Annotated in this window: 23 protein-coding genes; 20 read left to right on the top strand and 3 right to left on the bottom strand. The window is 64.4% G+C overall.

The genetic code is table 11. The features are described from left to right. Positions 1-60 precede the first annotated feature (60 nt). From ABIB66_RS20345 to glsA, 4 genes are all read left to right on the top strand, one after another. Positions 61-387 (top strand): NIPSNAP family protein, encoded by a 327-nt coding sequence (locus tag ABIB66_RS20345; RefSeq protein ID WP_275171239.1) that lies wholly within the window; start codon positions 61-63, stop codon positions 385-387. Positions 388-510: 123 nt separating this feature from the next. After that, complete coding sequence (kdsA, locus tag ABIB66_RS20340) at positions 511-1,374, top strand: 3-deoxy-8-phosphooctulonate synthase (protein WP_275171238.1); 864 nt, start codon at positions 511-513, stop codon at positions 1,372-1,374. Further along, entirely contained in the window at positions 1,374-2,579 is a 1,206-nt protein-coding gene (locus ABIB66_RS20335; protein ID WP_354209827.1) for an MFS transporter, read from the top strand. Before kdsA ends, ABIB66_RS20335 begins: the two co-directional genes overlap by 1 nt. A 104-nt stretch (positions 2,580-2,683) precedes the next feature. After that, entirely contained in the window at positions 2,684-4,558 is a 1,875-nt protein-coding gene (gene glsA, locus ABIB66_RS20330) for a glutaminase A (protein ID WP_354209825.1), read from the top strand. Positions 4,559-4,571: 13 nt separating this feature from the next. Here glsA and ABIB66_RS20325 read toward each other — a convergent pair whose 3' ends face one another. Beyond that, positions 4,572-5,369 (bottom strand): substrate-binding domain-containing protein, encoded by a 798-nt coding sequence (locus ABIB66_RS20325; protein WP_354209824.1) that lies wholly within the window; start codon positions 5,367-5,369, stop codon positions 4,572-4,574. Positions 5,370-5,384: 15 nt separating this feature from the next. Beyond that, positions 5,385-5,873 (bottom strand): preQ(1) synthase, encoded by a 489-nt coding sequence (gene queF, locus ABIB66_RS20320; RefSeq protein ID WP_275171235.1) that lies wholly within the window; start codon positions 5,871-5,873, stop codon positions 5,385-5,387. Positions 5,874-5,997: 124 nt separating this feature from the next. On the opposite strand from queF, the gene eno reads away from it, so the two are divergent. From eno to ABIB66_RS20240, 16 genes are all read left to right on the top strand, one after another. Beyond that, entirely contained in the window at positions 5,998-7,281 is a 1,284-nt protein-coding gene (eno, locus tag ABIB66_RS20315) for a phosphopyruvate hydratase (RefSeq protein ID WP_354059128.1), read from the top strand. A 34-nt stretch (positions 7,282-7,315) separates the two neighbouring features. Next, complete coding sequence (locus ABIB66_RS20310; protein WP_354059130.1) at positions 7,316-8,449, top strand: zinc-binding dehydrogenase; 1,134 nt, start codon at positions 7,316-7,318, stop codon at positions 8,447-8,449. Positions 8,450-8,565: 116 nt separating this feature from the next. Next, positions 8,566-9,564 carry an MBL fold metallo-hydrolase gene (locus ABIB66_RS20305; RefSeq protein ID WP_354059132.1) on the top strand — a complete coding sequence of 333 codons (999 nt, stop codon included), beginning with the start codon at positions 8,566-8,568 and terminating at the stop codon, positions 9,562-9,564. Positions 9,565-9,740: 176 nt separating this feature from the next. Continuing rightward, positions 9,741-10,292: an NADPH-dependent FMN reductase gene (locus tag ABIB66_RS20300; RefSeq protein WP_354209823.1), complete on the top strand. Its 552-nt coding sequence runs from the start codon at positions 9,741-9,743 to the stop codon at positions 10,290-10,292. 238 nt (positions 10,293-10,530) lie between these two features. Beyond that, a complete protein-coding gene (locus tag ABIB66_RS20295; RefSeq protein WP_007590617.1) occupies positions 10,531-10,848 on the top strand; it encodes an FtsB family cell division protein in 318 nt (105 codons plus the stop codon). A gap of 148 nt (positions 10,849-10,996) precedes the next feature. Then, positions 10,997-11,959 (top strand): helix-turn-helix domain-containing protein, encoded by a 963-nt coding sequence (locus ABIB66_RS20290; RefSeq protein WP_354209822.1) that lies wholly within the window; start codon positions 10,997-10,999, stop codon positions 11,957-11,959. 295 nt (positions 11,960-12,254) lie between these two features. Beyond that, positions 12,255-13,772 carry an aldehyde dehydrogenase gene (gene adh / locus ABIB66_RS20285; protein WP_354255361.1) on the top strand — a complete coding sequence of 506 codons (1,518 nt, stop codon included), beginning with the start codon at positions 12,255-12,257 and terminating at the stop codon, positions 13,770-13,772. A 272-nt stretch (positions 13,773-14,044) separates the two neighbouring features. Next, a complete protein-coding gene (pdhA, locus tag ABIB66_RS20280) occupies positions 14,045-15,067 on the top strand; it encodes a pyruvate dehydrogenase (acetyl-transferring) E1 component subunit alpha (protein ID WP_354209820.1) in 1,023 nt (340 codons plus the stop codon). A gap of 29 nt (positions 15,068-15,096) precedes the next feature. Continuing rightward, a complete protein-coding gene (locus ABIB66_RS20275; protein WP_354209819.1) occupies positions 15,097-16,485 on the top strand; it encodes a pyruvate dehydrogenase complex E1 component subunit beta in 1,389 nt (462 codons plus the stop codon). A 3-nt stretch (positions 16,486-16,488) separates the two neighbouring features. Further along, entirely contained in the window at positions 16,489-16,791 is a 303-nt protein-coding gene (locus ABIB66_RS20270; RefSeq protein ID WP_354255358.1) for a DUF5076 domain-containing protein, read from the top strand. A gap of 2 nt (positions 16,792-16,793) precedes the next feature. After that, a complete protein-coding gene (locus ABIB66_RS20265; protein ID WP_275171227.1) occupies positions 16,794-17,246 on the top strand; it encodes a nucleoside deaminase in 453 nt (150 codons plus the stop codon). A gap of 62 nt (positions 17,247-17,308) precedes the next feature. Continuing rightward, positions 17,309-18,658, top strand: coding sequence for a pyruvate dehydrogenase complex dihydrolipoamide acetyltransferase (locus ABIB66_RS20260; RefSeq protein WP_354209818.1), 1,350 nt, complete (start codon positions 17,309-17,311; stop codon positions 18,656-18,658). A 48-nt stretch (positions 18,659-18,706) separates the two neighbouring features. Further along, positions 18,707-18,913 carry a hypothetical protein gene (locus ABIB66_RS20255; RefSeq protein ID WP_275171225.1) on the top strand — a complete coding sequence of 69 codons (207 nt, stop codon included), beginning with the start codon at positions 18,707-18,709 and terminating at the stop codon, positions 18,911-18,913. Positions 18,914-18,930: 17 nt separating this feature from the next. Further along, on the top strand, positions 18,931-20,349 hold the full coding sequence (lpdA, locus tag ABIB66_RS20250) for a dihydrolipoyl dehydrogenase (protein ID WP_354209817.1): 1,419 nt from the start codon (positions 18,931-18,933) through the stop codon (positions 20,347-20,349). 123 nt (positions 20,350-20,472) lie between these two features. Then, entirely contained in the window at positions 20,473-21,714 is a 1,242-nt protein-coding gene (locus tag ABIB66_RS20245; protein ID WP_354255354.1) for a threonine synthase, read from the top strand. An 87-nt stretch (positions 21,715-21,801) separates the two neighbouring features. Then, entirely contained in the window at positions 21,802-22,770 is a 969-nt protein-coding gene (locus ABIB66_RS20240; protein WP_354209815.1) for a tripartite tricarboxylate transporter substrate binding protein BugD, read from the top strand. Between the two features lie 31 nt (positions 22,771-22,801). Here ABIB66_RS20240 and ABIB66_RS20235 read toward each other — a convergent pair whose 3' ends face one another. Continuing rightward, entirely contained in the window at positions 22,802-23,188 is a 387-nt protein-coding gene (locus ABIB66_RS20235) for a response regulator transcription factor (RefSeq protein ID WP_354209814.1), read from the bottom strand. Positions 23,189-23,211: the final 23 nt, after the last annotated feature.

The raw sequence follows: 23,211 nt of genomic DNA, 5'->3' as shown, positions 1-23,211 counted from the left end.
TCAAGACACCGTCAGGGCCAGCCGTTATAACCGCCGGACCTGTTCAGGGAGGAAACAAGAATGATCTACGAAATGCGCATCTATCGCTGCGTGCCCGGCCGTTTGCCGGCGCTGCTGAAGCGGTTCGAGACGGCGACGCTGAAGATCTGGGAAAAGCACGGCATTCGCCAAGCCGGTTTCTTCACCACGCTGATCGGCGAATCCAACCAGGAGTTGACCTACTTCCTGGCCTGGGAGTCGCTCGCCGAGCGCGAGAAGAAGTGGGCCGGCTTCATGAGCGATCCAGACTGGATGAAAGCGCGCGCCGAGAGCGAGGCGGACGGCCAGATCGTCGGCAACATCGTCAGCCAGATCCTGGCGCCGACCGCCTTCTCGGCGGTGAAGTAGAGACGGCCGGCGCGAGGGCGTCGCGGGGAGCCTGGCGCAACCCTGATATTCTGGAGCCCAGGCCGAATGGGGTTGATCCGCCCTTCATCGCGGCTATGGTCGCGCCGAAGCGAGGGATTTGCCTTGAGCTCTTCGACGTCAGCGGCGCCGGTCGTCACTATTGGCAAGGTCAAATTCGGCAACGATCTGCCGATCTCGATCATTGCCGGACCGTGTCAGCTCGAAAGCCGCCAGCATGCGCTGGAGGTCGCCTCGGCGCTGAAGGAGATCGCCGCGCGGCTGCAGATCGGCCTCGTCTACAAGACCTCGTTCGACAAGGCCAATCGCACCAGCGCGTCGGCCGCGCGTGGGCTCGGGCTTGCCCAGTCGCTGCCGATCTTCGCCGAAATCCGATCGTCGCTCGGCCTGCCGGTTCTGACCGACGTGCATGACGCCGCGCAATGCGCCGAGGTGGCGCAGGCGGTGGACATCCTGCAGATCCCCGCCTTCCTGTGTCGCCAGACCGATCTGCTGCTGGCGGCCGCCGCAACCGGCAAGGTCGTCAACGTCAAGAAGGGTCAGTTTCTCGCGCCCTGGGACATGGCCAATGTCGTGTCCAAGATCACGAGCGCGAACAATCCCAATGTGCTCGTGACCGAACGCGGCGCGTCCTTCGGCTACAACACCCTAGTCTCCGACATGCGCGCCTTGCCGATCCTGGCGCGCACCACCGGCGCACCCGTGATCTTCGACGCCACTCACTCGGTGCAGCAGCCGGGCGGGAAGGGGACGTCTTCCGGAGGCGAGCGCGAATTCGTGCCGGTGCTCGCACGCGCAGCCGTCGCTGTCGGTGTTGCCGGTGTCTTCATCGAGACTCATCCCGACCCCGATAGCGCGCCGTCCGACGGACCCAACATGGTGCCGCTGCGCGACTTCGAAGGGCTGATCCGAAGGCTGATGGCGTTCGACGCGCTCGCCAAAGATTCGACCAAAGCCGACCCGCGCTGATGCAGCAAGGCGAGGCGCGGCCGCACGATCACGGCCTGCCGGCCGCGCTCTACGTCATCTCCGGTGCAAGCTTTGCCGCGGCGCTCTCCGCGCGCGCGCTCGATCCGGTGCTGCCGCACGTCGCCGAGGACTTTGGCGTCAGCATCGCGACCGCTGCCGGCTTTGCCGCGGTGTTCGCCTTCACCTTCTCCATCATCCAGCCGATCGTCGGCGCCGCCGCCGATCTGTTCGGCAAGACGCGGCTGATGATCGGCTGCCTCGCGCTGCTCGGCCTTGCCAACATCCTGGGGGCGCTCTCGAGCTCGTTCTCGGTTCTGTTCGCGACCCGTATCCTCGCCGGCATCGGCTCCGGCGGCGTGTTTCCCGTGGCGCTCAGCCTGACCAGCGATCTCGTCGGTCCGGAGAAACGCCAGATCGCGATCAGCCGCACGCTTACCGGCGCGATGACGGGCAATCTGCTCGGCGCCTCGGCCTCCGGCCTGATCGGCGATTTCCTCGGCTGGCGCGGCGTGCTGGCAGTGCTCGGCGGGCTCGTGATCGTTGCGTCGATCGCAGTCGCCGCCGGTTTTCGTGGCGCCAAGGTCAAGCATCCGCCGAAGACGAGCCTGTCGGCGCTGAAGGCCGGCTATCGCACCATCTTCACCAACCCGAACGCTTATGTCTGTTATTCGGCGGTGTTCATCGAAGGCTGCTGCGTGCTCGGCCTGTTTCCCTACATCGCATCGTTCCTGTTCGAGCTCGGTCAGACCTCGCTCTCGATCGCCGGTTTCGTCATCGCGGGCTTTGCAGTCGGCGGCTTGTTCTACACGCTGACGGTGTCGCGCCTGCTGCCATGGCTGGGCATGAAGGGAATGATGATCGCGGGCATGACGCTGGTGGCCTCGCAACTCGTTCTCGTCGGCTTCGGCCCGCGCTGGGAAGTGCAGGCGCTCAATCTTGTCGTGATGGGATGGGGCTTCTATATCGCCCATGGCTGCCTGCAGATGTTTGCCAGCGAGCTCTCGGTCGAGGCACGCGCGACCGCGCTATCGCTGCATTCGTTCTTCTTCTTCATGGGGCAGACGGTCGGGCCGCTCGCCTATGGCCTTGGCCTGCAGCATGGCGGCAAGGTGCCGACGCTGCTCGTGAGCGCCGCGATCATGGTGGTATTGGGCTTTGTCTGCGCGCGCCTGCTGAAACAGCGCGCGCCGTCCGACGCGCGCTGAGGCTATTCGGTCCCTGAAGGGGATCGGCCCCACCACGACACCGTCGGTCCCGTATACATGGCACACGAATTGCTTCGATTTTGGGCAAATCGAGGTGTGAGATCGTGGACGCCCAGACCAGCCGCTCGCCCAGCGCAGCCAGCGTGACCCGATCGACGGGATATCCCACCAAGCCCCCGCTCCGGCGCTTCCTGACCGCTTGTTACGAAGAATTCCAGGCCGACAATTCGGGCGAGCTTGCCGACTATATTCCCGAGCTGAAGCGCGCCAACCCCGACCATTTCGGCATCGCGCTCGTCACCATCGACGGCCATATCTACGAGGTCGGCGACAGCGCGGTGCCGTTCACGATCCAATCGGTCTCGAAGGCCTTCGTGTTCGCACTGGCGCTGGAGATGGTCGGCGAAGAGCGGGTCGCAGCCACCATCGGCGTCGAGCCGAGCGGCGAAGCTTTCAATTCGATCCGGCTTACCAACGACAACCGTCCTTTCAACCCGATGGTCAATGCCGGCGCCATCGCCTGTTCGGGCCTCATCTACGAGGTGGACGGGAGGGGCGCCTTCGAGCGCGTCCGCTCGAAGCTCAGCCAGTTCGCCGGCCGCGAGCTTGGCGTCGACGACGCCGTGCACGCGTCGGAGACTGCGACCGGCAACCGCAACCGGGCCATTGCCTGGCTGTTGCGCAATTACGCCGTGCTGCCAGACGACGTCGACGCCGTGCTCGACGTCTATTTCCGTCAATGCGCGATCCTGGTCACTGCGCGCGATCTGGCGGTGATGGCGGCCACGCTCGCCAATCGCGGCATCAATCCGGTGACGGGCGTGCAGGTGATCACTCCGCACATCGTCGCGCGCACGTTGTCGGTGATGACGAGCTCGGGCATGTACGACTATGCCGGTGAGTGGACCTACCGGGTCGGCATCCCCGCCAAGAGCGGCGTCGGCGGCGGTATCGTCGCGGCGCTACCCTCGCAACTCGGGCTCGGCACTTTCTCGCCGCTGCTGGATAACCACTTCAACAGCGCGCGCGGCCTGAAAGTGTGCGAAGCGCTGTCGGCGCGGTTCGACCTGCACATGCTCAACCGCAATGCCGACGTCCGCACCAGCATCATGGCGGATTACGACGTCTACGGCATCTCCTCGCGCCGCAGCCGCCCGCCGCGCGAGCAGCAGATTCTCGACGAGCGCCACAGCGACATCCGCGTGCTCGAGCTGGTCGGCGCCATGAATTTCGGCACCATCGACTATGTCACGCGACGGCTCACCAGCGAGCCGCCGAATGCGCCGCTCCTGATCATCGATTTTCGTCGCGTCCCCGATATCACCGCAGCGGGCGCTGAGCTTCTGGGCGAGACGCTGGCGGCGCTCGGCAATGCCGGCATCATCACGATCCTGTCGGGCTTCGAAGAGACCTCGGCCGTGTGGACGGCGATCTCGGCGCGCACGTCCGAGCCGCGCCGGTTACGGCGTTTTGCACTCCTGGACGATGCGATCGAATGGGCCGAGGATCAGGTGATCTACCGCTTCGGCGGCTTCACCGACGTGAAAGAGAGCGCGCATCTCGGCGAGCAGGCACTGCTGGCCGAGCTCGATGCCGACGAGATCGCCGCCATCGTCAAGCTGTCGACCACGCGGCACTACGCGGCCGGCCAGCGCATCATCGCCGCCGGCGAGCCCGCCAATTCGCTGTTCTTCCTTCAGAGCGGCATGGTCAGTGTAAAGCTGCGCAGCGGCGTGCGGCTGGCTTCACTCGGCCCCGGCATGGCTTTCGGTGAGATGGCGATCCTGGAGGGAAGCCGCAGCGCCGACGTCTTCGCCGACACGCCGGTGGCCTGCCTCGAATTGCCGCTCGGCAGCTTTGCCGATTATCGTCGCGTGCATCCCGAGACCTCGCTCAAAATCATGCGCAATCTCGCTGCCATCTTGGCGCGGCGTCTGGTGCTGGCGAATGCGAAGGTCGATCTGCTGAGCGCGTACTAGATGCGAGAGGGTTTTAGTTCGCTCCACCGGCCGCGATCGGCTCCATGCCGCTCGCGATGATCGCGTCGCGGGCTGCCGGGGAGGCAAGGAACTTGATCAAGGCCCGGCCGGCCTCGGGCTCTTTGGAAACGCTTGCGATGCCGGCTGAGAAGATCGTGATCTGCTGCAATTCGTTCGGCAGCGGCCCGACGATATCGATGCCCTTCACGGGCTTCAGCTCGCTGATCTGCTGAAAGCCGAGCTCGGCATCGCCGTGGGCGACGATCTCGCCGACCGGCGTGGCCGGAATCTTGCGGGCGTTGTCCTTCATGACATCGGCAATGCCGAGCTTTCCAAACATTTCGGTCGAGACATAGACGCCGCTGGCGCTGTCGGAATAGGCGATCGTCTTCGCCGCGAGCAACGCGCGCTTGACCGCTTCCACCGAGCTGATGTCCGGCTTCGGCGCGCCCGATTTCACGGCGACCCCGATCGGCGATCTCGTCAGGTCGACCTGGCTGCCGGCAACGACCTTGCCCTTGCTGGCGAGATCGGTGAGGGCGTAGCCCACCATGATCAGGACATCGGCCGCCTCGCCGCGCTCCAGCCGGACCGGGATAGCGTTGGTCGTGGTCCCCATCGAGGGCCCATATTCGGTCAGCACCTTGTTGCCGGTGGCCTTCTCAAACTCCGGCACGAGCACCTTGTAGGCAGCCGTCAGGCCGCCCGAGATCATCACCCGGACTTCGGCAGCCTCGGCCGCGCCGGTCAGCCACAGCATGCCCAGAAGGCCCAATCCAAGATTTCGGAATGTTGCTGCAGTCGATTCCATCGGCGTTCGGTCCAACTAGCCCCGCCCGCGATAGGGTGCGACGCCCTGTTCGGGCACCCACAGGCCCTTCGGCGCGCGGCCGGTCTGCCAGAACACGTCGATCGGGATGCCGCCGCGCGGATACCAGTAGCCGCCGATGCGTAGGAACTTCGGCTTGATCTCGCTCGCGATGCGCTTGCCGATCATCACGGTGCAGTCCTCGTGGAAGGCGCCGTGATTGCGGAAGCTCGCGATGTAGAGTTTGAGCGACTTCGACTCCAGCAGCCATTGGCCGGGGGCGTAGTCGATCATCAGATGCGCGAAATCCGGCTGTCCCGTGACCGGGCAGAGCGAGGTGAATTCCGGCACGGTGAAGCGCACCAGATAATCGGTGCCTCCTTGCGGATTCGGCACGCGGTCGAGCTTTGCTTTCTCGGGCGCATCCGGCCATTCCACCGCGCGGCCAAGCTGCAGGGCAGGTGAATCCGAGCTTGAGTTCTTCGATTTGCTTGGCTTTTTCGACATCAGGCCGCCTCCTTGGCGCCCTCTTAGCCAATCATCGTGCGGCCGTCACCCGGCCTTTTCCGCTTCGATGCATTGCGGTAGAAGCACCCCAACTGACTGCTTAGTCCCCCGAAAAGAGGCCCTCATGACCGCCATCATCGACATCATCGGACGCGAAATCCTGGATAGCCGGGGCAATCCCACCGTCGAGGTCGACGTCGTGCTGGAAGATGGTGCGCTCGGCCGTGCTGCCGTGCCGTCCGGCGCTTCCACCGGCGCCCACGAGGCGGTGGAACTGCGCGACGGTGACAAAGCCCGTTATCTCGGCAAAGGCGTCACCAAGGCGGTCGGCGCCGTCAACGGCGAGATCTTCGAGGCCCTGAGCGGCCTCGATGTCGAGCAGCAGGCCCAGCTCGACCAGATCATGATCGACCTCGACGGCACCGCGAACAAGAGCCGGCTGGGCGCCAACGCCATCCTCGGCGTCTCGCTCGCCTGCGCCAAGGCGGCCGCGAACTCGCTCGACATGCCGCTCTACCGTTACGTCGGCGGCACCTCGGCGCGTCTCTTGCCGGTGCCGATGATGAACATCATCAATGGCGGCATGCATGCCGACAACCCCATCGACTTCCAGGAGTTCATGATCCTGCCCGTCGGTGCGTCGTCGTTCGCCGAGGGCCTGCGCTACGGCGCCGAGGTCTTCCATACCCTGAAGTCGGAGCTGAAGAAGGCCGGCCACAACACCAATGTCGGCGACGAGGGCGGCTTTGCCCCGAACCTGCCATCGGCGGACGCCGCGCTCGAATTCGTCATGAACGCGATCGGCAAGGCCGGCTACAAGGCGGGCTCCGACATCGTGATGGGCCTCGACTGCGCCTCGACCGAGTTCTTCAAGGACGGCAAGTATGTTTACGAAGGCGAGGGCAAGACCCGCTCGATTTCCGAGCAGGCCAAGTACCTTGCTGACCTCGTCGCGCGCTATCCGATCGTGACCATCGAGGACGGCATGTCGGAAGACGACATGGACGGCTGGAAGGAGTTGACCGACCTCGTCGGCAAGAAGTGCCAACTCGTCGGCGACGATCTCTTCGTCACCAACGTCAAGCGGCTCGCCGAAGGCATCAAGGCCGGACGGGCCAACTCGATCCTGATCAAGGTCAACCAGATCGGCACGCTGACCGAGACGCTCGCCGCCGTCGAGATGGCGCACAAGGCCGGCTACACCTCGGTGATGTCGCACCGCTCCGGCGAGACCGAGGATTCCACCATCGCCGACCTCGCGGTCGCCACCAATTGCGGACAGATCAAGACCGGCTCCCTTGCACGCTCCGATCGCACCGCCAAATACAACCAGCTCCTGCGCATCGAGCAGCAGCTCGGCAAGCAGGCGCTCTACGGCGGCAAGGCGGCACTGAAGGCGCTGGCATAAGCCAGCTCTCGGACAAAAACAGGGGAGGATCGACATGAGCGACGGCAAAAACGGCCTGCAATTGCGTTCGCTGATCAAGAAGAGCGGCGAGCTCGAGATCTCGCTGCTCGACGTGCCGACCCCCGAACCCGCCGCGGACGAGGTCGTCGTTCGCGTCGAGGCCGCTCCGATCAATCCGTCCGACCTCGGGCTCCTGATCGGCGCGGCCGATATGAGCACTGCGAAGGCTTCCGGCGACAAGGGCGCTCCCATCATCACCGCGAAGGTGCCGGAAGGCGCGATGCGGGCGATGGCAGGCCGGCTCGACGAGTCCATGCCGGTCGGTAACGAAGGCGCGGGAGTCGTGATCAGGACCGGCTCCTCGGATGCCGCGAAGGCGCTGATGGGCAAGACCGTCGCCATGATTGGCGGCGCGATGTATACGCAGTATCGCACGCTGAAAGTGCGCGAGTGCCTGCCGCTGCCGGAAGGCACCACGCCGGCCGAAGGCGCTTCCTGCTTCGTCAATCCGCTGACTGCGCTCGGCATGACCGAGACCATGCGGCGCGAGGGTCACAAGGCGTTGGTGCACACTGCGGCCGCCTCCAATCTCGGCCAGATGCTGAACAAGATCTGCATCAAGGACGGCATCCCGCTGGTCAACATCGTGCGCAGCAAGGAACAGGCCGACATCCTGCACAAGATCGGCGCCAAATACGTCGTCGATTCCACCGCACCGAGCTTCCTGGGCGATCTCACCAACGCGCTGGTCGAGACCGGCGCCACCATCGCCTTCGACGCCATCGGCGGCGGCAAGCTCGCCGGCGACATCCTCAACTGCATGGAAGTCGCGATCAACAAGACCGCGAAGGAATACAGCCGCTACGGCTCCAACGTGCACAAGCAGGTCTATGTCTATGGCGCGCTCGACGTCCGCCCGATCGAGCTGCCGCGCGGCTTCGGCATGGCCTGGGGCGTCGGTGGCTGGCTGCTGTTTCCGTTCCTGATGAAGATCGGGCAGGCGGACGGGGCCAGGCTGCGCCAGCGCGTGGTCGACGAACTGAAGACCACGTTTGCCAGCCACTACACCAAGGTGGTGTCGCTTTCCGAGGCGCTCGATCCCGCCAATATCGCGGTCTATGCGAAACGCGCCACCGGCGAAAAATTCCTCATCAACCCAAATAAATAATCGTGATGTGCGACGGCACGTCACCCAAAGAAGGTCTTGCCTTCTGAGCGGAGCCGGGGATTATTCCGCCGCCATTTGCACGCGGGAAAACCGCGGGGCGCTCAGAAGGGGACCTCATGACCGATCTTAATCGCCGCCATTTGCTTGCAGGCGCCGCCGCCTTCGGTGCGGCTGCCGTGACCGGCTTTGGGCCGACCGCCGCCAATGCCTCGGTGCCGCAAGCCGGCACACAGGCGCCTGGCTTCTACCGCTACAAGGTCGGCAGCTACGAGTGCACCTCGATCAATGACGGTGCGCGCACGTTCCCGATGCCGGACAAGTTCGTCGTCAACGCGCCGAAGGAGGAAGCGCTGGCCGCGGGCGAGGCGGCCTACATGCCGAAGGGCATGGTCACGGTGCCGTTCAACCCGCAGCTCATCAACACCGGCTCCAAGCTCGTGCTGATCGATACCGGCAACGGTGTCGCCAATCTCGAGCCCAGCAAGGGTGCGGTCGGCCGCACGCTGCAGAACCTCCAGGCCGCCGGCGTCGACCCCAAGAGCATCGACGTCGTGCTGCTCTCGCATCTGCATCCCGACCACACCAACGGCATTCGTCTCGCCGACGGCGCGCTTGCCTTCCCCAATGCGGAGATCATGGTGCCCGGCAAGGACTGGGAGTTCTGGACCAGCGAGGACAACGCCGCCAAGGCCGAGTCGAACGGGATGATGAAGAACTACTTCGCCAACGTGAAGAAGACCTTTGCTGGCCTCGAATCCAAGGTCACGAAGTACGAGTGGGGCAAGGAGGTCGCGCCGGGCATCACGTCGATCGCGACGCCCGGCCACACCCCCGGGCACACCTCGTTCGCGGTCGCCTCTGGCGATGCCAAGGTGCTGATCCAGTCCGACGTCACCAACATCCCGGAGTTCTTCCTGCGCAATCCGGACTGGCATGTGGTGTTCGACACCGATGCTGCGCTGGCGCAGGAGACCCGCCACAAATTCTACGACATGGCGGCGGCCGAGAAGGCGACCGTGATCGGCTTCCACTTCACCTTCCCCTCGGTCGGCCATGTCGAGAAGGACGGCGCCAAATATCGCCTGATCCCGTCGGCATGGAATCCGACGATCTGAGCCGATTTGCAGATTTGTACCAAGGAATCAGGCCGCCACTTGGCGGCCTGATTGTTGGGGCGACCGTTCAGAAACGCAGCGTTTCCAAATCCGACCGGTCCATGCACTTGCATCCATCACTCGGGATCGCTTAAGTGCCGACCCGGCACTCCCGCTGAAGATTTCGAGGACACTCCATGGCCTACAATATCGTCACGATCGCCGGCAGCCTGCGCAAGGACAGCTTTTCGCTGAAGATCGCCAATGCGCTCGCCAAGCTCGCGCCGGCCTCGCTCAAGCTCGAGGTCGTCACGCCGGCCGGCATCTCGTTCTTCAACCAGGACCTCGAGGGCGCGCCGCCGGCCGACTGGTTGTCCTTCCGCGAAAAACTCCAGCAGTCAGACGGCGTCATCTTCGTCACGCCGGAATACAATCGCGCGATCCCGGGCGTGCTGAAGAACGCCATCGACGTCGCCTCGCGGCCCTATGGGAAGAGCTCGTTCAACGGCAAGCCGGTCGGCATCATCGCGAACTCGCCGGGCCCGCTCGGCGGCGTCAGCGCCGCCAAGACGCTGCAGAACATCCTGCCGGGGATTTCCGGCCCGATTATGCAGCAGCCCGAGGCCTATCTGAACGGGGTGGGCGATGCCTTCGATGCCGACGGCAATCTGACCAAGGAGTCCCTGAAGCCCGTACTCCAGGCCTATATCGACGCGTTTGCGGTGCACGTGGCGAAGCATCACGGCTGAGGCTAAATCGCCCGCAGCCGCAGCTTACGGCCCTCATCCTTGAGGAGAACGCGAAGCGTTCGTCTCGAAGGATGGCTCCGGGAAATTGCGGGCCTTCATGGTTCTCGCGGCGATGCGAAGCATCGTCCGCGAGACGGCGCTTTGCGCCTTCTCACCATGAGGGTCCACTAGCGTCGCGCGCGGGGCCCAGCCGCCCGAAATTAGCACGCCCTTAACCAACCTGTCCCATCTTCCCAGGATGGTCTCCCGCGCGCGGCTGAAATCGATCCTGACCGGTCTTGCCCTCTATGCGATGGCGGCCGCCATCGTCGGCTATTTCGGCGTCAACGCTTATACCGGCAAATACGGCCTCAACGCCCGTCAGGAGCTCGACCAGGAGATCGTGGCGCTGACCAGCGAGCTGGCCCAGCTCAAGCGCGAGCGCGCCAGGAGCGAGCAACGCGTTTCGTTGCTGCGCTCCGCGAAGATCGACCCCGACATGCTGGACGAGCGGGCGCGTTTCCAGCTCGACTACGTCAATCCGCGCGATCTCGTCCGGACGATCCCGGCGAACTGACAGTTCTTCCTTGAAGGCCTGGAACCGGACTGCCGTCTTGACGGCAGCGCCGCAACCGGCTCATGGCTTGCAGCGCCATGGCCTGGGTTGACGCAGATCAACCGGGCCGTGCCGGCACGCTCTAAATTGCCACCCGGAGGAAACAGTGATGAATGGGCAATTCCCCCGGCATCACGCGGCCCGTGTCGAGGCCGCCATCACGTCAGGCCAGGCGGCACGCTCGTCGCTCGTGGCCTCGTGGCGCCGTTCGTCCAGATTGCATCGTCTCGATCCCGCAGGCCGCAGCTCGCCGAACCGGCTAAGCGAAGCCGAGCTGCACCGCGCGCGCGAGCGCATCGCGCCGCTGCTTGCCGCTGCGCGAGGTGCGATGGACCGGCTCTACCAGGCGGTCGGCGCCAGCGGCTGCTGCGTGCTACTCGCCGACGGCGAAGGCGTGCCGGTCGATCGCCGCGGCACCCCGGCGGACGACGCCACATTTCAGTCCTGGGGACTCTGGACCGGCGCGCTCTGGAGCGAGGAGCATGAGGGCACCAATGGCATCGGCACCTGCCTCGTCGAGCAACGTCCGCTGACGATCGACCGCGACCAGCATTTCTTCACCCGCAACACGCTTCTGAGCTGCACCGCCGTTCCGATCTACGACCATGAGGCTGCGTTCGCGGGCGTGCTCGACGTCTCCTCCTGCCGCGCCGACCGTACCGACGTGTTTTCCAGTCTGATCGCGCTCGCGGCCGGCGAGGCGGCCAAGCGTATCGAGGCCGATCTGTTTCGCAGGGCCTTCGCCCATGCCCGGATCGTGCTGGCGCAAGGTGCGGACGGCCAGTGCGGCGGCCTCGTTGCGGTCGATGCGGACGATCTCGTGATCGGCGCGACCCGGTCCGCCCGAGCGGGACTCGGGATTGCGCCCGGCCGGGCGTTGCAGCCGATGCCCGCCGCCGATCTCCTTGGCGGCGACACCGCGCGCGACCATCTTGCCGGCGGTCAGCGCGCAGTGTTGCAGCGGGCGCTCCTGCGCGCGGGCGGCAATGTCTCGGCGGCCGCCAAGGCCCTCGGCGTCAGCCGCGCTACGCTGCACAGGAAGCTCAAGCGGTTCGAGCTGAACGCGCATTGAGCTGCTGGTAGATCCTCATGGTGAGGAGACCGCGAAGCGGTCCTCTCGAACCACAAGAGGCCCTGCTGTCATCCCCAGCCATCCTTTCGAGACCCGCGCAAGAGCGCGCTCCTCAGGATGAGGTCAGTATGTGCGGCGGCACGACGTGCAGCCTCGTCACCTGTCGCAGAACTGCGACAGGTCGGCTCAGTGATCGCTCCTATCAGGGCTGACAGAAGTCGCCTCCCGCGACATCGTTGGCGCAAGTCGCGACCACGCGACGAATTGCGCAAACAGCAAACATCGGGAGTGATCAATGAACAAGGTAGAATTCCTCAGCGTCACCAAAATTCCCTTCGCCGAACGCTACGACAATTTCATCGGCGGCAAATTCGTCGCGCCGATCTCCGGCAAGTATTTTGACAACGCCTCGCCGGTGACAGGCCAGATCGTCTGCAAGATCGCGCGCTCCGATGCGCAGGACGTCGAGGCAGCGCTCGACGCAGCGCATGCCGCGAAGGCCGCCTGGGGCCGCACCAGCGTCGCCGAGCGCGCCGCGATCCTGAACCGGATCGCCGACCGCATGGAAGACAATCTCGAGCGTCTCGCCATCGCCGAGACCTGGGACAACGGCAAGCCGATCCGCGAGACCCGCGCCGCCGACCTGCCGCTGGCGATCGACCACTTCCGTTATTTCGCCGGTGCCATCCGCGGCCAGGAAGGCAGCCTCTCCGAGATCGATCACGACACCGTCGCCTACCATTTCCACGAGCCGCTCGGCGTGGTCGGCCAGATCATTCCCTGGAACTTCCCGCTGCTGATGGCCTGCTGGAAGCTCGCGCCCGCGCTCGCCGCAGGCAATTGTATCGTGCTCAAACCGGCCGAGCAGACCCCGGCCTCGATCATGGTCTGGGCCGAAATCATCGGCGATCTGCTGCCGCCCGGCGTCCTCAACATCGTCAACGGTTTTGGCCTGGAGGCCGGCAAGCCGCTCGCGTCGAGCCCGCGCATCGCCAAGATCGCCTTCACCGGCGAGACCTCGACGGGCCGGCTGATCATGCAATATGCCAGCCAGAACCTCATTCCCGTCACGCTTGAGCTCGGCGGCAAGTCGCCCAACATCTTCTTCAGCGACGTCATCGCCGAAGACGACGACTTCTTCGACAAGGCGATTGAAGGTTTCGTCATGTTCGCGCTGAACCAGGGCGAGGTCTGCACCTGTCCGAGCCGGGCGCTGGTCCACGCCGACATCTACGACCGCTTCATGGAGCGGGCGCTGAAGCGCGTCGCCGCGATCAAGCAGGGTGATCCGCGCGCTGCCGACACCATGATCGGTGCGCAGGCTTCCGGCGAGCAGCTCGCAAAAATCCTCTCCTACATCGATATCGGCAGACAGGAGGGAGCAAAGGTGCTGGCCGGCGGCGGACGCGCCGAGCTCGGCGGCGATCTCGCCGGCGGCTTCTACGTCCAGCCGACCGTGTTCGAGGGCCACAACAAGATGCGCGTCTTCCAGGAGGAGATCTTCGGCCCCGTCGTTTCGGTCACGACCTTCAAGAGCGACGAAGAGGCGCTCGAGATCGCCAACGACACGCTCTACGGCTTGGGGGCCGGCGTCTGGAGCCGCGACGCCAACCGCTGCTATCGCTTCGGCCGGGCGATCCAGGCTGGCCGGGTCTGGACCAACTGCTACCATGCCTATCCCGCGCATGCGGCGTTCGGCGGCTACAAGCAATCGGGTGTCGGGCGCGAGACCCACAAGATGATGCTTGATCACTACCAGCAGACCAAGAATCTGCTGGTCAGCTACAGCCCGAAGAAGCTCGGCTTCTTCTGATCGGGCGGCCGGGCGGAGAGGGCGGCGCTGTTCTGCGCCGCCCATTCCAAATGTCGGGACCGCGTTTGGCTCAACGTTGCTTGACCCGGCCACGAATCTGCGAGTGCGGCGACCGTGTCGATTTGTTGCCCGATCCGCGTCAAAGATTTTGCAATATTACGATCACGTTGCAGTGCGGCATAATGAAAGTCGTGCCATGCCGCCGCGGTGCTTTCCAAGGGCGTTTGACTTGGGTTAGAGAGGGCTGAAGTTTTCTCTGACCCGGAATTCCCATGGCCGCACCCAAGAAAGCCGCCGCAAGCACTGCACAAGACAAGACCGACGGCGGTTCGCCCCCGGAATTCACCAGAGAGCAGGAGCTCAAGGCGCTCCGCGACATGCTCCTGATCCGGCGGTTCGAGGAAAAGGCCGGCCAGCTCTACGGCATGGGCGCGATCGGCGGCTTCTGTCACCTTTATATCGGCCAGGAGGCCGTGGTGGTCGGGATGCAGATGGCCCTGAAGCCGGGCGATCAGGTCATCACCGGCTATCGCGATCACGGCCATATGCTCGCCACCGGCATGGAGGCCAACGGCGTCATGGCCGAGCTCACGGGTCGTCGTGGCGGCTATTCCAAGGGCAAGGGCGGCTCCATGCACATGTTCAGCAAGGAGAAGCACTTTTACGGTGGCCACGGCATCGTCGGCGCCCAGGTCTCGCTCGGCACCGGGCTCGCTTTCGCCAATCACTATCGCGACAACGACAATGTCAGCGTTACCTATTTCGGCGACGGCGCGGCCAACCAGGGCCAGGTCTATGAGAGCTTCAACATGGCGGAGCTCTGGAAGCTGCCGGTGATCTACGTCATCGAGAACAACCGCTACGCCATGGGCACTTCGGTCTCGCGCGCCTCGGCGCAGCAGGATTTCTCCAAGCGCGGCGCCTCCTTCAACATTCCCGGCCAGCAGGTCGACGGCATGGACGTTCGCGCCGTCAAGGCTGCCGGCGACGAGGCGGCGGCGTGGTGCCGCGCCGGCAAGGGACCCTTCATCCTGGAGATGCAGACCTATCGTTATCGCGGCCACTCGATGTCCGATCCCGCAAAGTACAGAACGCGCGAGGAGGTCGAAAAAGTCCGCCACGACCAGGATCCGATCGAGCAGGTGCGCAACCGCCTGTTGGCCGCCAAGGTCAGCGAGCAGGATCTGAAGGCGATCGACGCCGAGGTGCGCGACATCGTCAACGCATCCGCCGATTTCGCCCAGCATGATTCCGAGCCGGACGCCGCCGAGCTCTGGACTGATATTTACCGCTGAACGCGCGCAAGCTTTCTCTTGGAGTCGATATGCCAATTCAAGTGCTGATGCCCGCGTTGTCGCCCACGATGGAGAAGGGCAACCTCTCCAAATGGCTGAAAAAAGAGGGTGAGACGATCAAGTCCGGCGATGTCATCGCCGAGATCGAGACCGACAAGGCGACCATGGAGGTCGAGGCGACCGATGAAGGTACGCTCGGCAAGATCCTGATCCCCGAGGGCACCGCCGACGTTGCCGTGAACACGCCGATCGCGACGATTCTCGCCGATGGCGAGAGTGCCGCCGATCTCGCCAAGGCACCGGCGCCTGCCCAGCAGCAGAAGGCCGCCGAGTCCGCAGCCCCTGCCGCCGCGAAGACCGAGGCTCCAGCTCCCAAAGCTGCGCCCGCACCGAAGGCCGTCGCAGAGCCCGACCCGGAAGTGCCCGCCGGCACCGAGATGGTGACGCAGACCATCCGCGAAGCCCTGCGCGATGCCATGGCCGAAGAGATGCGCCGCGACGCAGACGTCTTCGTGATGGGCGAAGAGGTCGCCGAATACCAAGGCGCCTACAAGGTGACGCAGGGGCTGCTTCAGGAATTCGGCGCCAAGCGCGTCATCGACACACCGATTACCGAGCACGGCTTTGCCGGCATCGGGGTCGGCGCCGCGATGAGCGGATTGAAGCCGATCGTGGAGTTCATGACCTTCAACTTTGCCATGCAGGCAATCGACCAGATCATCAACTCCGCGGCCAAGACGCTTTATATGTCCGGCGGCCAGATGGGCTGCTCGATCGTGTTCCGCGGGCCCAACGGCGCCGCTTCCCGCGTGGCCGCCCAGCACAGCCAGGATTATTCGTCCTGGTATTCGAACGTCCCGGGCCTCAAGGTCGTCGCGCCGTTCTCGGCCGCTGATTACAAAGGCCTGCTCAAGGCTGCGATCCGCGATCCCAATCCGGTGATCTTCCTCGAGAACGAAATGCTCTACGGCCACACTGGCGAGGTGCCGAAGCTCGACGATTTCGTGATTCCGATCGGCAAGGCGCGCATCGTGCGTTCCGGCAGCCATGTCACGATCATCTCGTGGTCGAACGGCATGAGCTACGCGCTGAAGGCCGCCGACGAACTCGCCAAGGATGGCATCGAGGCCGAAGTGATCGACCTGCGCACGCTGCGTCCGATGGATACCGAGACCATCGTCAATTCCGTCAAGAAGACGGGACGTGCCGTCACGGTGGAAGAGGGCTGGGCCCAGAGCGGTGTCGGCGCCGAAATCGCCGCGCGGATCATGGAGCATGCCTTCGATTATCTGGATGCGCCGGTCGCCCGCGTCTCCGGCAAGGACGTGCCGATGCCTTATGCCGCGAACCTGGAAAAGCTCGCGCTGCCTTCGGCTGCCGAAGTGGTCGAGGCCGCCAAAGCCGTCTGCTACAGGTAGAGCATGGCGGGTCCGAAAGAGCAGCCATTGCCACCCGACGTCCTCGTCCGCGATGACGCGGTCGAGATCCTGCGCGTGTTCGTGCTGGACGGCGGGCTGTCGATGGCGTTCCAGCGGGCCTTCGACGAGCCCGACATGTGGGGGCTGCTGCTCGTCGATCTCGCCCGTCACGCCGCGCGTGCCTATGCGCGCGAGAGCGAATACACCGAGGAGGACGCGCTGAACCGGATCATCGAGATGTTCCAGGCCCAGATCGAGCGTCCCACCGACACCGGCACCACGACGCCGCGCGGGAAGGGGCACTGACCGTGGCGATCGAATCCTATCATTTCGATTTCATGCTGGAGGCGATCCGCGAGGCGGAAGCCTCGATCGCGCAAGGCGGCCTGCCGATCGGCGCCGTGCTGACCCGCGAGAACAAAGTGATCGCCCGCGGCCACAACAACCGCGTGCAGGAAAAGAACGTCATCCTGCACGGCGAGATGAGCTGCCTGCGCGAGGCCGGCGTGATCTCGTTCCACGACACCGTCATGTACACCACGCTGTCGCCGTGCTCGATGTGCGCCGGCGCGCTCGCTCTGTTCAAGGTCCAACTGGTGGTCATCGGGGAATCCGTCACCTTCCCGGGCTCCAAGGACATCCTCGACAAGTTCGGCATCCCCTGGATCGATCTTGCGGACGACCGCTCCATCACCATGATGAAGAACTGGCGTTCCAATCCTGCCAATGAGCGCCTGTGGCAGGGCGACATCGGCAACTAAACCTGGTCTGTTCGTCCTCGCTCCCGGGGCCGACGTTTTGAGAAGTTCTTCGTGAGGTCAGCATGCCCATCAACATCCTGATGCCCGCTCTTTCGCCGACGATGGAGAAGGGCAACCTCGCCAAGTGGCTGAAGAAGGAAGGCGACAAGGTCAAATCCGGCGACGTCATCGCCGAGATCGAGACCGACAAGGCGACCATGGAGGTCGAGGCGATCGACGAGGGCACGATCGCCAGGATCCTCGTGCCCGAGGGCACGCAGGATGTCCCGGTCAACGACGTGATCGCGGTGCTGGCCGGCGAGGGCGAGGACGTGAAAGCGGCAGGTGCCGCCAAGCCCAGCGCTTCGGCCGCGCCTCCGAAAGCTGCTGAAGCTCCCGCGGCTGCACCGGCTCCCGCGCCTGCTGCACCCAAGGCCGCGCCGGCGCCCGCCGCCGCACCAGCGCCGCAGGCCGCAGCACCGGCTGCGCAAAGCAACGGCCATGCCGGCCGCGTGTTCTCATCGCCGCTCGCGCGACGTCTCGCCAAGGAATCCGGCCTTGATGTGTCAATGGTGACAGGCACTGGCCCGCATGGCCGCGTGGTCGCTCGCGACGTCGAGCAGGCCAAGTCTGGCAAGGGCCTGAAGGCACCCGCGGCGGCGCCGTCAGGCGCGCCCTCGACCGCGCCGACCATGTCGGACAAGCAGATCCTGTCGCTGTTCGAGCCGGGCTCCTACGAGGTCGTCCCGCATGACGGCATGCGCCGCACCATTGCCCAACGTTTAACCGCGTCGATCCAGAACGTCCCGCACTTCTACCTCACCATCGACTGCGACATCGGCAAGCTGCTTGCCGCGCGCGAGGAGATCAATGCGGCTGCTCCCAAGGACAAGGAGAAGAAGCCGCTCTACAAGATCTCGGTCAACGACTTCGTCATCAAGGCGATGGCGGTGGCGCTGCAGAAGATCCCGAATTGCAATGTGAGCTGGACCGAATCCGGCATGGTCAAGCACCACCATTCCGACGTCGGCGTCGCGGTGGCGATGCCCGGCGGCCTGATCACGCCGATTATCCGCAAGGCCGAGACCAAGACGCTGTCGACCATCTCCAACGAGATGAAGGATTTTGCGACACGCGCCCGCTCGCGCAAGCTGAAGCCCGAAGAGTACCAGGGCGGCACGACGGCCGTCTCGAACCTCGGCATGTTCGGCATCAGCCACTTCACCGCCGTGATCAATCCGCCGCATGCGACCATCCTCGCGGTCGGCACCAGCGAGGAGCGGCCTGTGGTCCGCGGCGGCAAGATCGAGATCGCGAACATGATGAGCGTGACCCTGTCCTGCGATCACCGCGCCATCGACGGCGCGCTCGGCGCCGAGCTGATCGGTGCCTTCAAGCAGCTGATCGAAAACCCCGTCATGATGATGGTGTGACCCGGGGTAGAGGGGGCAACGTTGCATGTCCGTACCCGCTGGCCATGGATGTCGCTGCTGCTTGGAACAGTCGTCGCGCTCAACCCGATTGGGCTCGATTTTCTTTACTCCGCGTTCTTTGCCGGCGAACAATTGGCACGGAACATCGCCCAGCCGATCGTGCTGATTGCCTTGGCCGTGATGGCTTTGGTGACGACGCTCGAATGGCTGGTGAGGTCTTTTCTGATCAAGCGCCGCGCCCGCGGCGCCTCTTGAGTTGAACGGGAGCCGCCATGGCCGATACATCCTTCGACATCATCATCATCGGCTCCGGTCCCGGCGGCTATGTCACCGCGATCCGGGCCGCCCAGCTCGGCTTCAAGGTGGCGATCGTCGAGAAATCCTATCTCGGCGGCATCTGCCTGAACTGGGGCTGCATCCCGACCAAGGCGCTGCTGCGCTCCGCCGAGATCTACCACTACATGCAGCACGCCAAGGACTACGGCCTGTCGGCGGACAACGTCTCGTTCGATCCGAAGGCGGTGGTGCAGCGCTCGCGCGGCGTTTCCAAGCGGCTGAATGACGGCGTCGGCTTCCTGATGAAGAAGAACAAGGTCAGCGTGATCTGGGGCGCAGCCTCGATCGACGCGCCTGGCAAGGTCACGGTGAAGAAGTCCGACGTCGAAGGGCCCAAGGGTGCGCTCGGCGAGGGCGCTTATCAGGCCAAGCACATCATCGTCGCGACTGGCGCGCGACCGCGGGTGCTGCCGGGCCTCGAACCCGACAAGAAGCTGATCTGGACCTACTTCGAAGCGATGGTCCCGGAGCGGATGCCGAAATCGCTGCTGGTGATGGGCTCGGGCGCGATCGGGATCGAGTTCGCATCTTTCTTCAAGACGATGGGCTCCGATGTCACGGTGGTCGAGGTGCTGCCGCAGATACTGCCGGTCGAGGACGCCGAGATTGCCGGTCTTGCCCGCAAGCGCCTCGAGAAGCAGGGCATCAAGATCCTCACCAACACGGGCGTGACGAAGCTCGAGAAGAAGAGCGATAGCGTGGTCGCGACGCTCGACGACGGCAAGGCGAAGCAGACCGCCGAGTTCGAGCGCGTGATCTCGGCGGTTGGCGTCGTCGGCAACATCGAGAATCTCGGTCTCGAAAAGCTCGGCGTCAAAACCGACCGCGGCTGCATCGTGATCGACGGCTACGGCAAGACCAACATTCCCGGCATCTACGCCATCGGCGACGTCGCGGGTCCCCCGATGCTGGCCCACAAGGCCGAGCATGAGGGCGTGATCTGCGTCGAGGCCATCAAGGGTCTGCATCCGCACCCTATGGACAAGCTGATGATCCCCGGCTGCACCTATTGCAACCCGCAGGTCGCATCGGTCGGTCTGACCGAAGCCAAGGCCAAGGAGAGCGGCCGCGAGATCCGCGTCGGCCGCTTCCCCTTCGTCGGCAACGGCAAGGCGATCGCGCTCGGCGAGGACCAGGGCATGGTCAAGGTGATCTTCGACAAGAAGACCGGCCAGCTGCTCGGCGCCCACATGGTGGGCGCTGAGGTGACCGAGCTGATCCAGGGCTACGTCGTCGCCATGAATCTGGAGACAACGGAAGAAGAGCTGATGCACACCGTGTTCCCGCATCCGACCCTGTCGGAGATGATGAAGGAAGCCGTGCTGGATGCGTATGGACGGGTGCTGAACATTTGATCGCCGCCGTCATTGCGAGCGCAGCGAAGCAATCAAGAGTCTTTCCGCAGCGGCAGTCTGGATTGCTTCGCTACGCTCGCCATGACGAGCAGTAGACCTGTAAAACAAGAAGGAAACCACCCCATGCACGACAACGACAACCTCACCATCGAACGCCCGACCTTCGTCACCCATCTCGAATGCGCGATGGAGGGCGATCACTACGCGGCCGATCAGGTCCACAACCTCTCCAAGGCCGGCAAGCCCCTTTTGGTCCGCTACGACCTCGCGGGCGTGAAGAAGGTGCTGACCAAGGATGCGCTCGCCCAACGCCCCGCCGACATGTGGCGTTACCGCGAGCTGCTTCCCGTGCGCAAATGCAAGGACATCGTCTCGCTCGGCGAGGTCACGACGCCGCTGATCCGCCTGCCGAAGCTTGGTGCCAAACTCGGCGGCGGCGAGATCATCGTTAAGGACGAGGGGCGGCTGCCGACCGGCTCGTTCAAGGCGCGTGGCCTCGTGATGGCGGTGTCGATGGGCAAGGCGCTCGGCATCAAGCACATGGCGATGCCGACCAACGGCAATGCCGGCGCGGCGCTCGCGGCCTGCGCGACTTCCTGCGGCATCAAGACCACGATCTTCTGCCCGGCCGATACGCCGGAGGTGAACGTCAGCGAGATCGAGCTGCAGGGCGCGACCGTCTACCGCGTCAACGGCTATATCGACGATTGCGGCAAGATCGTCGGCGAGGGCAAGGCGAAAGTCGGCTGGTTCGACACCTCGACCTTGAAGGAGCCGTACCGCATCGAAGGCAAGAAGACGATGGGCCTCGAACTCGCCGAGCAGCTCGGCTGGGACGTACCCGACGTGATCTTCTATCCGACCGGCGGCGGCACCGGCCTGATCGGGATGTGGAAGGCCTTCGACGAGCTCGAGAAGATCGGCTTCATCGGCAGCAAGCGCCCGCGCATGGTCGCGGTGCAGGCCTCGGGCTGCGCGCCGATGGTGCGTGCGTACGAAGCCGGTACCGAGCATGCGACACGCTGGGAGGACGCCCACACCATCGCGTCAGGCATCCGCGTGCCGCAGGCGATCGGCGACTTCCTCATCCTGCGCGCGGTGCGCGAGAGCAAGGGCTTTGCCATTGCGGTCGACGATGACAAGATCTCTGCCGCGCTGAACGAGGTCGCGCGCGAGGAGGGGCTGCTACTTTGCCCCGAAGGCGCTGCAACCTACGCTGCCTACAAGGACAGCCTCGCCGACGGCCGCGTCAGCAAGTCCGATCGCGTCATGCTGTTCAACTGCGCCACCGGCCTGAAATACCCGTTGCCGAAGGTCGACCGCACGCTCGATCGCCACAAGCCGATCGACTATTCGCAGTTCTAGCGCGTCAATTCGCCTCTTCACGAACGATCCCTCTTCCCGTACGCGGGAAGAGACAAAAACAACAATGACATTGCTGGGGAGAAGACAATGAAAGCCGCCTGGGCTGCGCTGTTTGCTATTCTCACTGTTGCGGGCGCCGCGCGCGCCGACGACTATCCCTCGCGTCCGATCACCATCATCGTGCCCTTTGCCGCCGGCGGGCCGTCGGATGCGATGGCGCGTGTGCTCGCTGAGCGGATGCGCACGGCGCTCGGCCAGCCGCTGGTGATCGAGAACGTCACTGGCGCGGGCGGCTCGATCGGCGTCGGCCGTGCCCTGCATTCGGCCCCCGACGGCTACACGATCTCGTTCGGCCATCTCGGCACCCACGTCGCCAACGGCGCCGTCTACAAGCTCAATTACGACCTGGTCGCGGACCTGGAGCCGGTGGTGCTGCTGCCGAGCAATCCGATGATCGTCGTCAGCAAGAACGCGGTGCCCGCGACCTCGCTGAAGGAGCTGCTGGATTGGCTGAAATCGCGGCCGTCGCCGCCGACCGCGGGCACCGCGGGCGCGGGCTCGGGTAGCCACATCGCCGGGGTCTATTTCGAGAGCGTCAGCGGCCTCAAGCTGCAATACGTACCGTATCGCGGCACCGCGCCCGCGCTGAACGATCTCATCGCCGGCCAGATCGACGTCATCGTCGACCAGACCTCGAACTCCATCAACCAGGTCCGCGCCGGCACCATTCGCGCCTACGCCATCACCGATGACAAGCGCCTCGCGTCGGCGCCCGACATCCCAACGGCGGAGGAGGCGGGCCTGAAGGGGTTCAACATGACGCTCTGGTCCGGCATGTGGGTGCCGAAGGGCACGCCGAAGGCGATCGTCGCCAAACTCAATGCCGCGGCCGTGGAAGCACTGAACGATCCCGGCGTGAAGAAGCAGCTGGAAAGCCAGGGGCTGGAGATGACACCCCAGGATCAGCTCACGCCCGAGGCCCTCGGCACCCGCCAGAAGGCTGAGATCGCGAAGTGGTGGCCGATGATCAAGGCGGCGAACATCAAGGTGGATTGAGCGCCGTGTCGCAGGGCTCGGCGCCGGCGTATCATGTCTCGGTTTGATCGGAGCCGGACAGGGCCATCCGCAGACATTCAAGCAGAGCGGGCGTGGAGAACGGCTTCGCGAGAAAGCAGATAGCGCCCGCTTTCAGCGCGCGGTCGCGCACGGCATCGTCGGGAAAAGCCGTCATGAAGATGAAGGGCGTGTGGTGACCAAGGCTGCGCATGTGCGTCAAGAGCTCAAGGCCGCCCATCAACGACATCTGCACATCCGCGATCACGCAGGACGTCGTCTTCAGTTCGGCCGATTGAAGAAATTCGTCAGCGGAGCGAAAGATGTTGACCGTGTATCCCCGCGACGTCAGCAGATTATTGGTCGCAACGCGGACCGATCGATCATCGTCAATGACGGAAATGGCCAACGGGATTGACAAGATGATCGCTCCTGATCGGGGAG

The sequence above is a fragment of the Bradyrhizobium sp. F1.13.3 genome (assembly GCF_040548265.1).
Lineage (GTDB): Bacteria > Pseudomonadota > Alphaproteobacteria > Rhizobiales > Xanthobacteraceae > Bradyrhizobium.
The sequence above is the reverse complement of the archived record's forward strand: the minus strand, read 5'-3'. Positions and strand labels throughout refer to the sequence as shown.

Bases quoted from the DNA above. Each gene is read 5' to 3' on its own strand.
- pdhA (WP_354209820.1), top strand. From the start codon at position 14,045: ATGGCCGCACCCAAGAAAGCCGCCGCAAGCACTGCACAAGACAAGACC.
- ABIB66_RS20295 (WP_007590617.1), top strand. From the start codon at position 10,531: ATGGTCTCCCGCGCGCGGCTGAAATCGATCCTGACCGGTCTTGCCCTC.
- ABIB66_RS20305 (WP_354059132.1), top strand. From the start codon at position 8,566: ATGACCGATCTTAATCGCCGCCATTTGCTTGCAGGCGCCGCCGCCTTC.
- ABIB66_RS20290 (WP_354209822.1), top strand. From the start codon at position 10,997: ATGAATGGGCAATTCCCCCGGCATCACGCGGCCCGTGTCGAGGCCGCC.
- lpdA (WP_354209817.1), top strand. From the start codon at position 18,931: ATGGCCGATACATCCTTCGACATCATCATCATCGGCTCCGGTCCCGGC.
- queF (WP_275171235.1), bottom strand. From the start codon at position 5,873: ATGTCGAAAAAGCCAAGCAAATCGAAGAACTCAAGCTCGGATTCACCT.
- ABIB66_RS20255 (WP_275171225.1), top strand. From the start codon at position 18,707: ATGTCGCTGCTGCTTGGAACAGTCGTCGCGCTCAACCCGATTGGGCTC.
- adh (WP_354255361.1), top strand. From the start codon at position 12,255: ATGAACAAGGTAGAATTCCTCAGCGTCACCAAAATTCCCTTCGCCGAA.
- ABIB66_RS20275 (WP_354209819.1), top strand. From the start codon at position 15,097: ATGCCAATTCAAGTGCTGATGCCCGCGTTGTCGCCCACGATGGAGAAG.
- ABIB66_RS20260 (WP_354209818.1), top strand. From the start codon at position 17,309: ATGCCCATCAACATCCTGATGCCCGCTCTTTCGCCGACGATGGAGAAG.
- ABIB66_RS20240 (WP_354209815.1), top strand. From the start codon at position 21,802: ATGAAAGCCGCCTGGGCTGCGCTGTTTGCTATTCTCACTGTTGCGGGC.
- ABIB66_RS20300 (WP_354209823.1), top strand. From the start codon at position 9,741: ATGGCCTACAATATCGTCACGATCGCCGGCAGCCTGCGCAAGGACAGC.
- ABIB66_RS20270 (WP_354255358.1), top strand. From the start codon at position 16,489: ATGGCGGGTCCGAAAGAGCAGCCATTGCCACCCGACGTCCTCGTCCGC.
- ABIB66_RS20245 (WP_354255354.1), top strand. From the start codon at position 20,473: ATGCACGACAACGACAACCTCACCATCGAACGCCCGACCTTCGTCACC.
- ABIB66_RS20335 (WP_354209827.1), top strand. From the start codon at position 1,374: ATGCAGCAAGGCGAGGCGCGGCCGCACGATCACGGCCTGCCGGCCGCG.
- eno (WP_354059128.1), top strand. From the start codon at position 5,998: ATGACCGCCATCATCGACATCATCGGACGCGAAATCCTGGATAGCCGG.
- ABIB66_RS20310 (WP_354059130.1), top strand. From the start codon at position 7,316: ATGAGCGACGGCAAAAACGGCCTGCAATTGCGTTCGCTGATCAAGAAG.
- ABIB66_RS20345 (WP_275171239.1), top strand. From the start codon at position 61: ATGATCTACGAAATGCGCATCTATCGCTGCGTGCCCGGCCGTTTGCCG.
- ABIB66_RS20325 (WP_354209824.1), bottom strand. From the start codon at position 5,369: ATGGAATCGACTGCAGCAACATTCCGAAATCTTGGATTGGGCCTTCTG.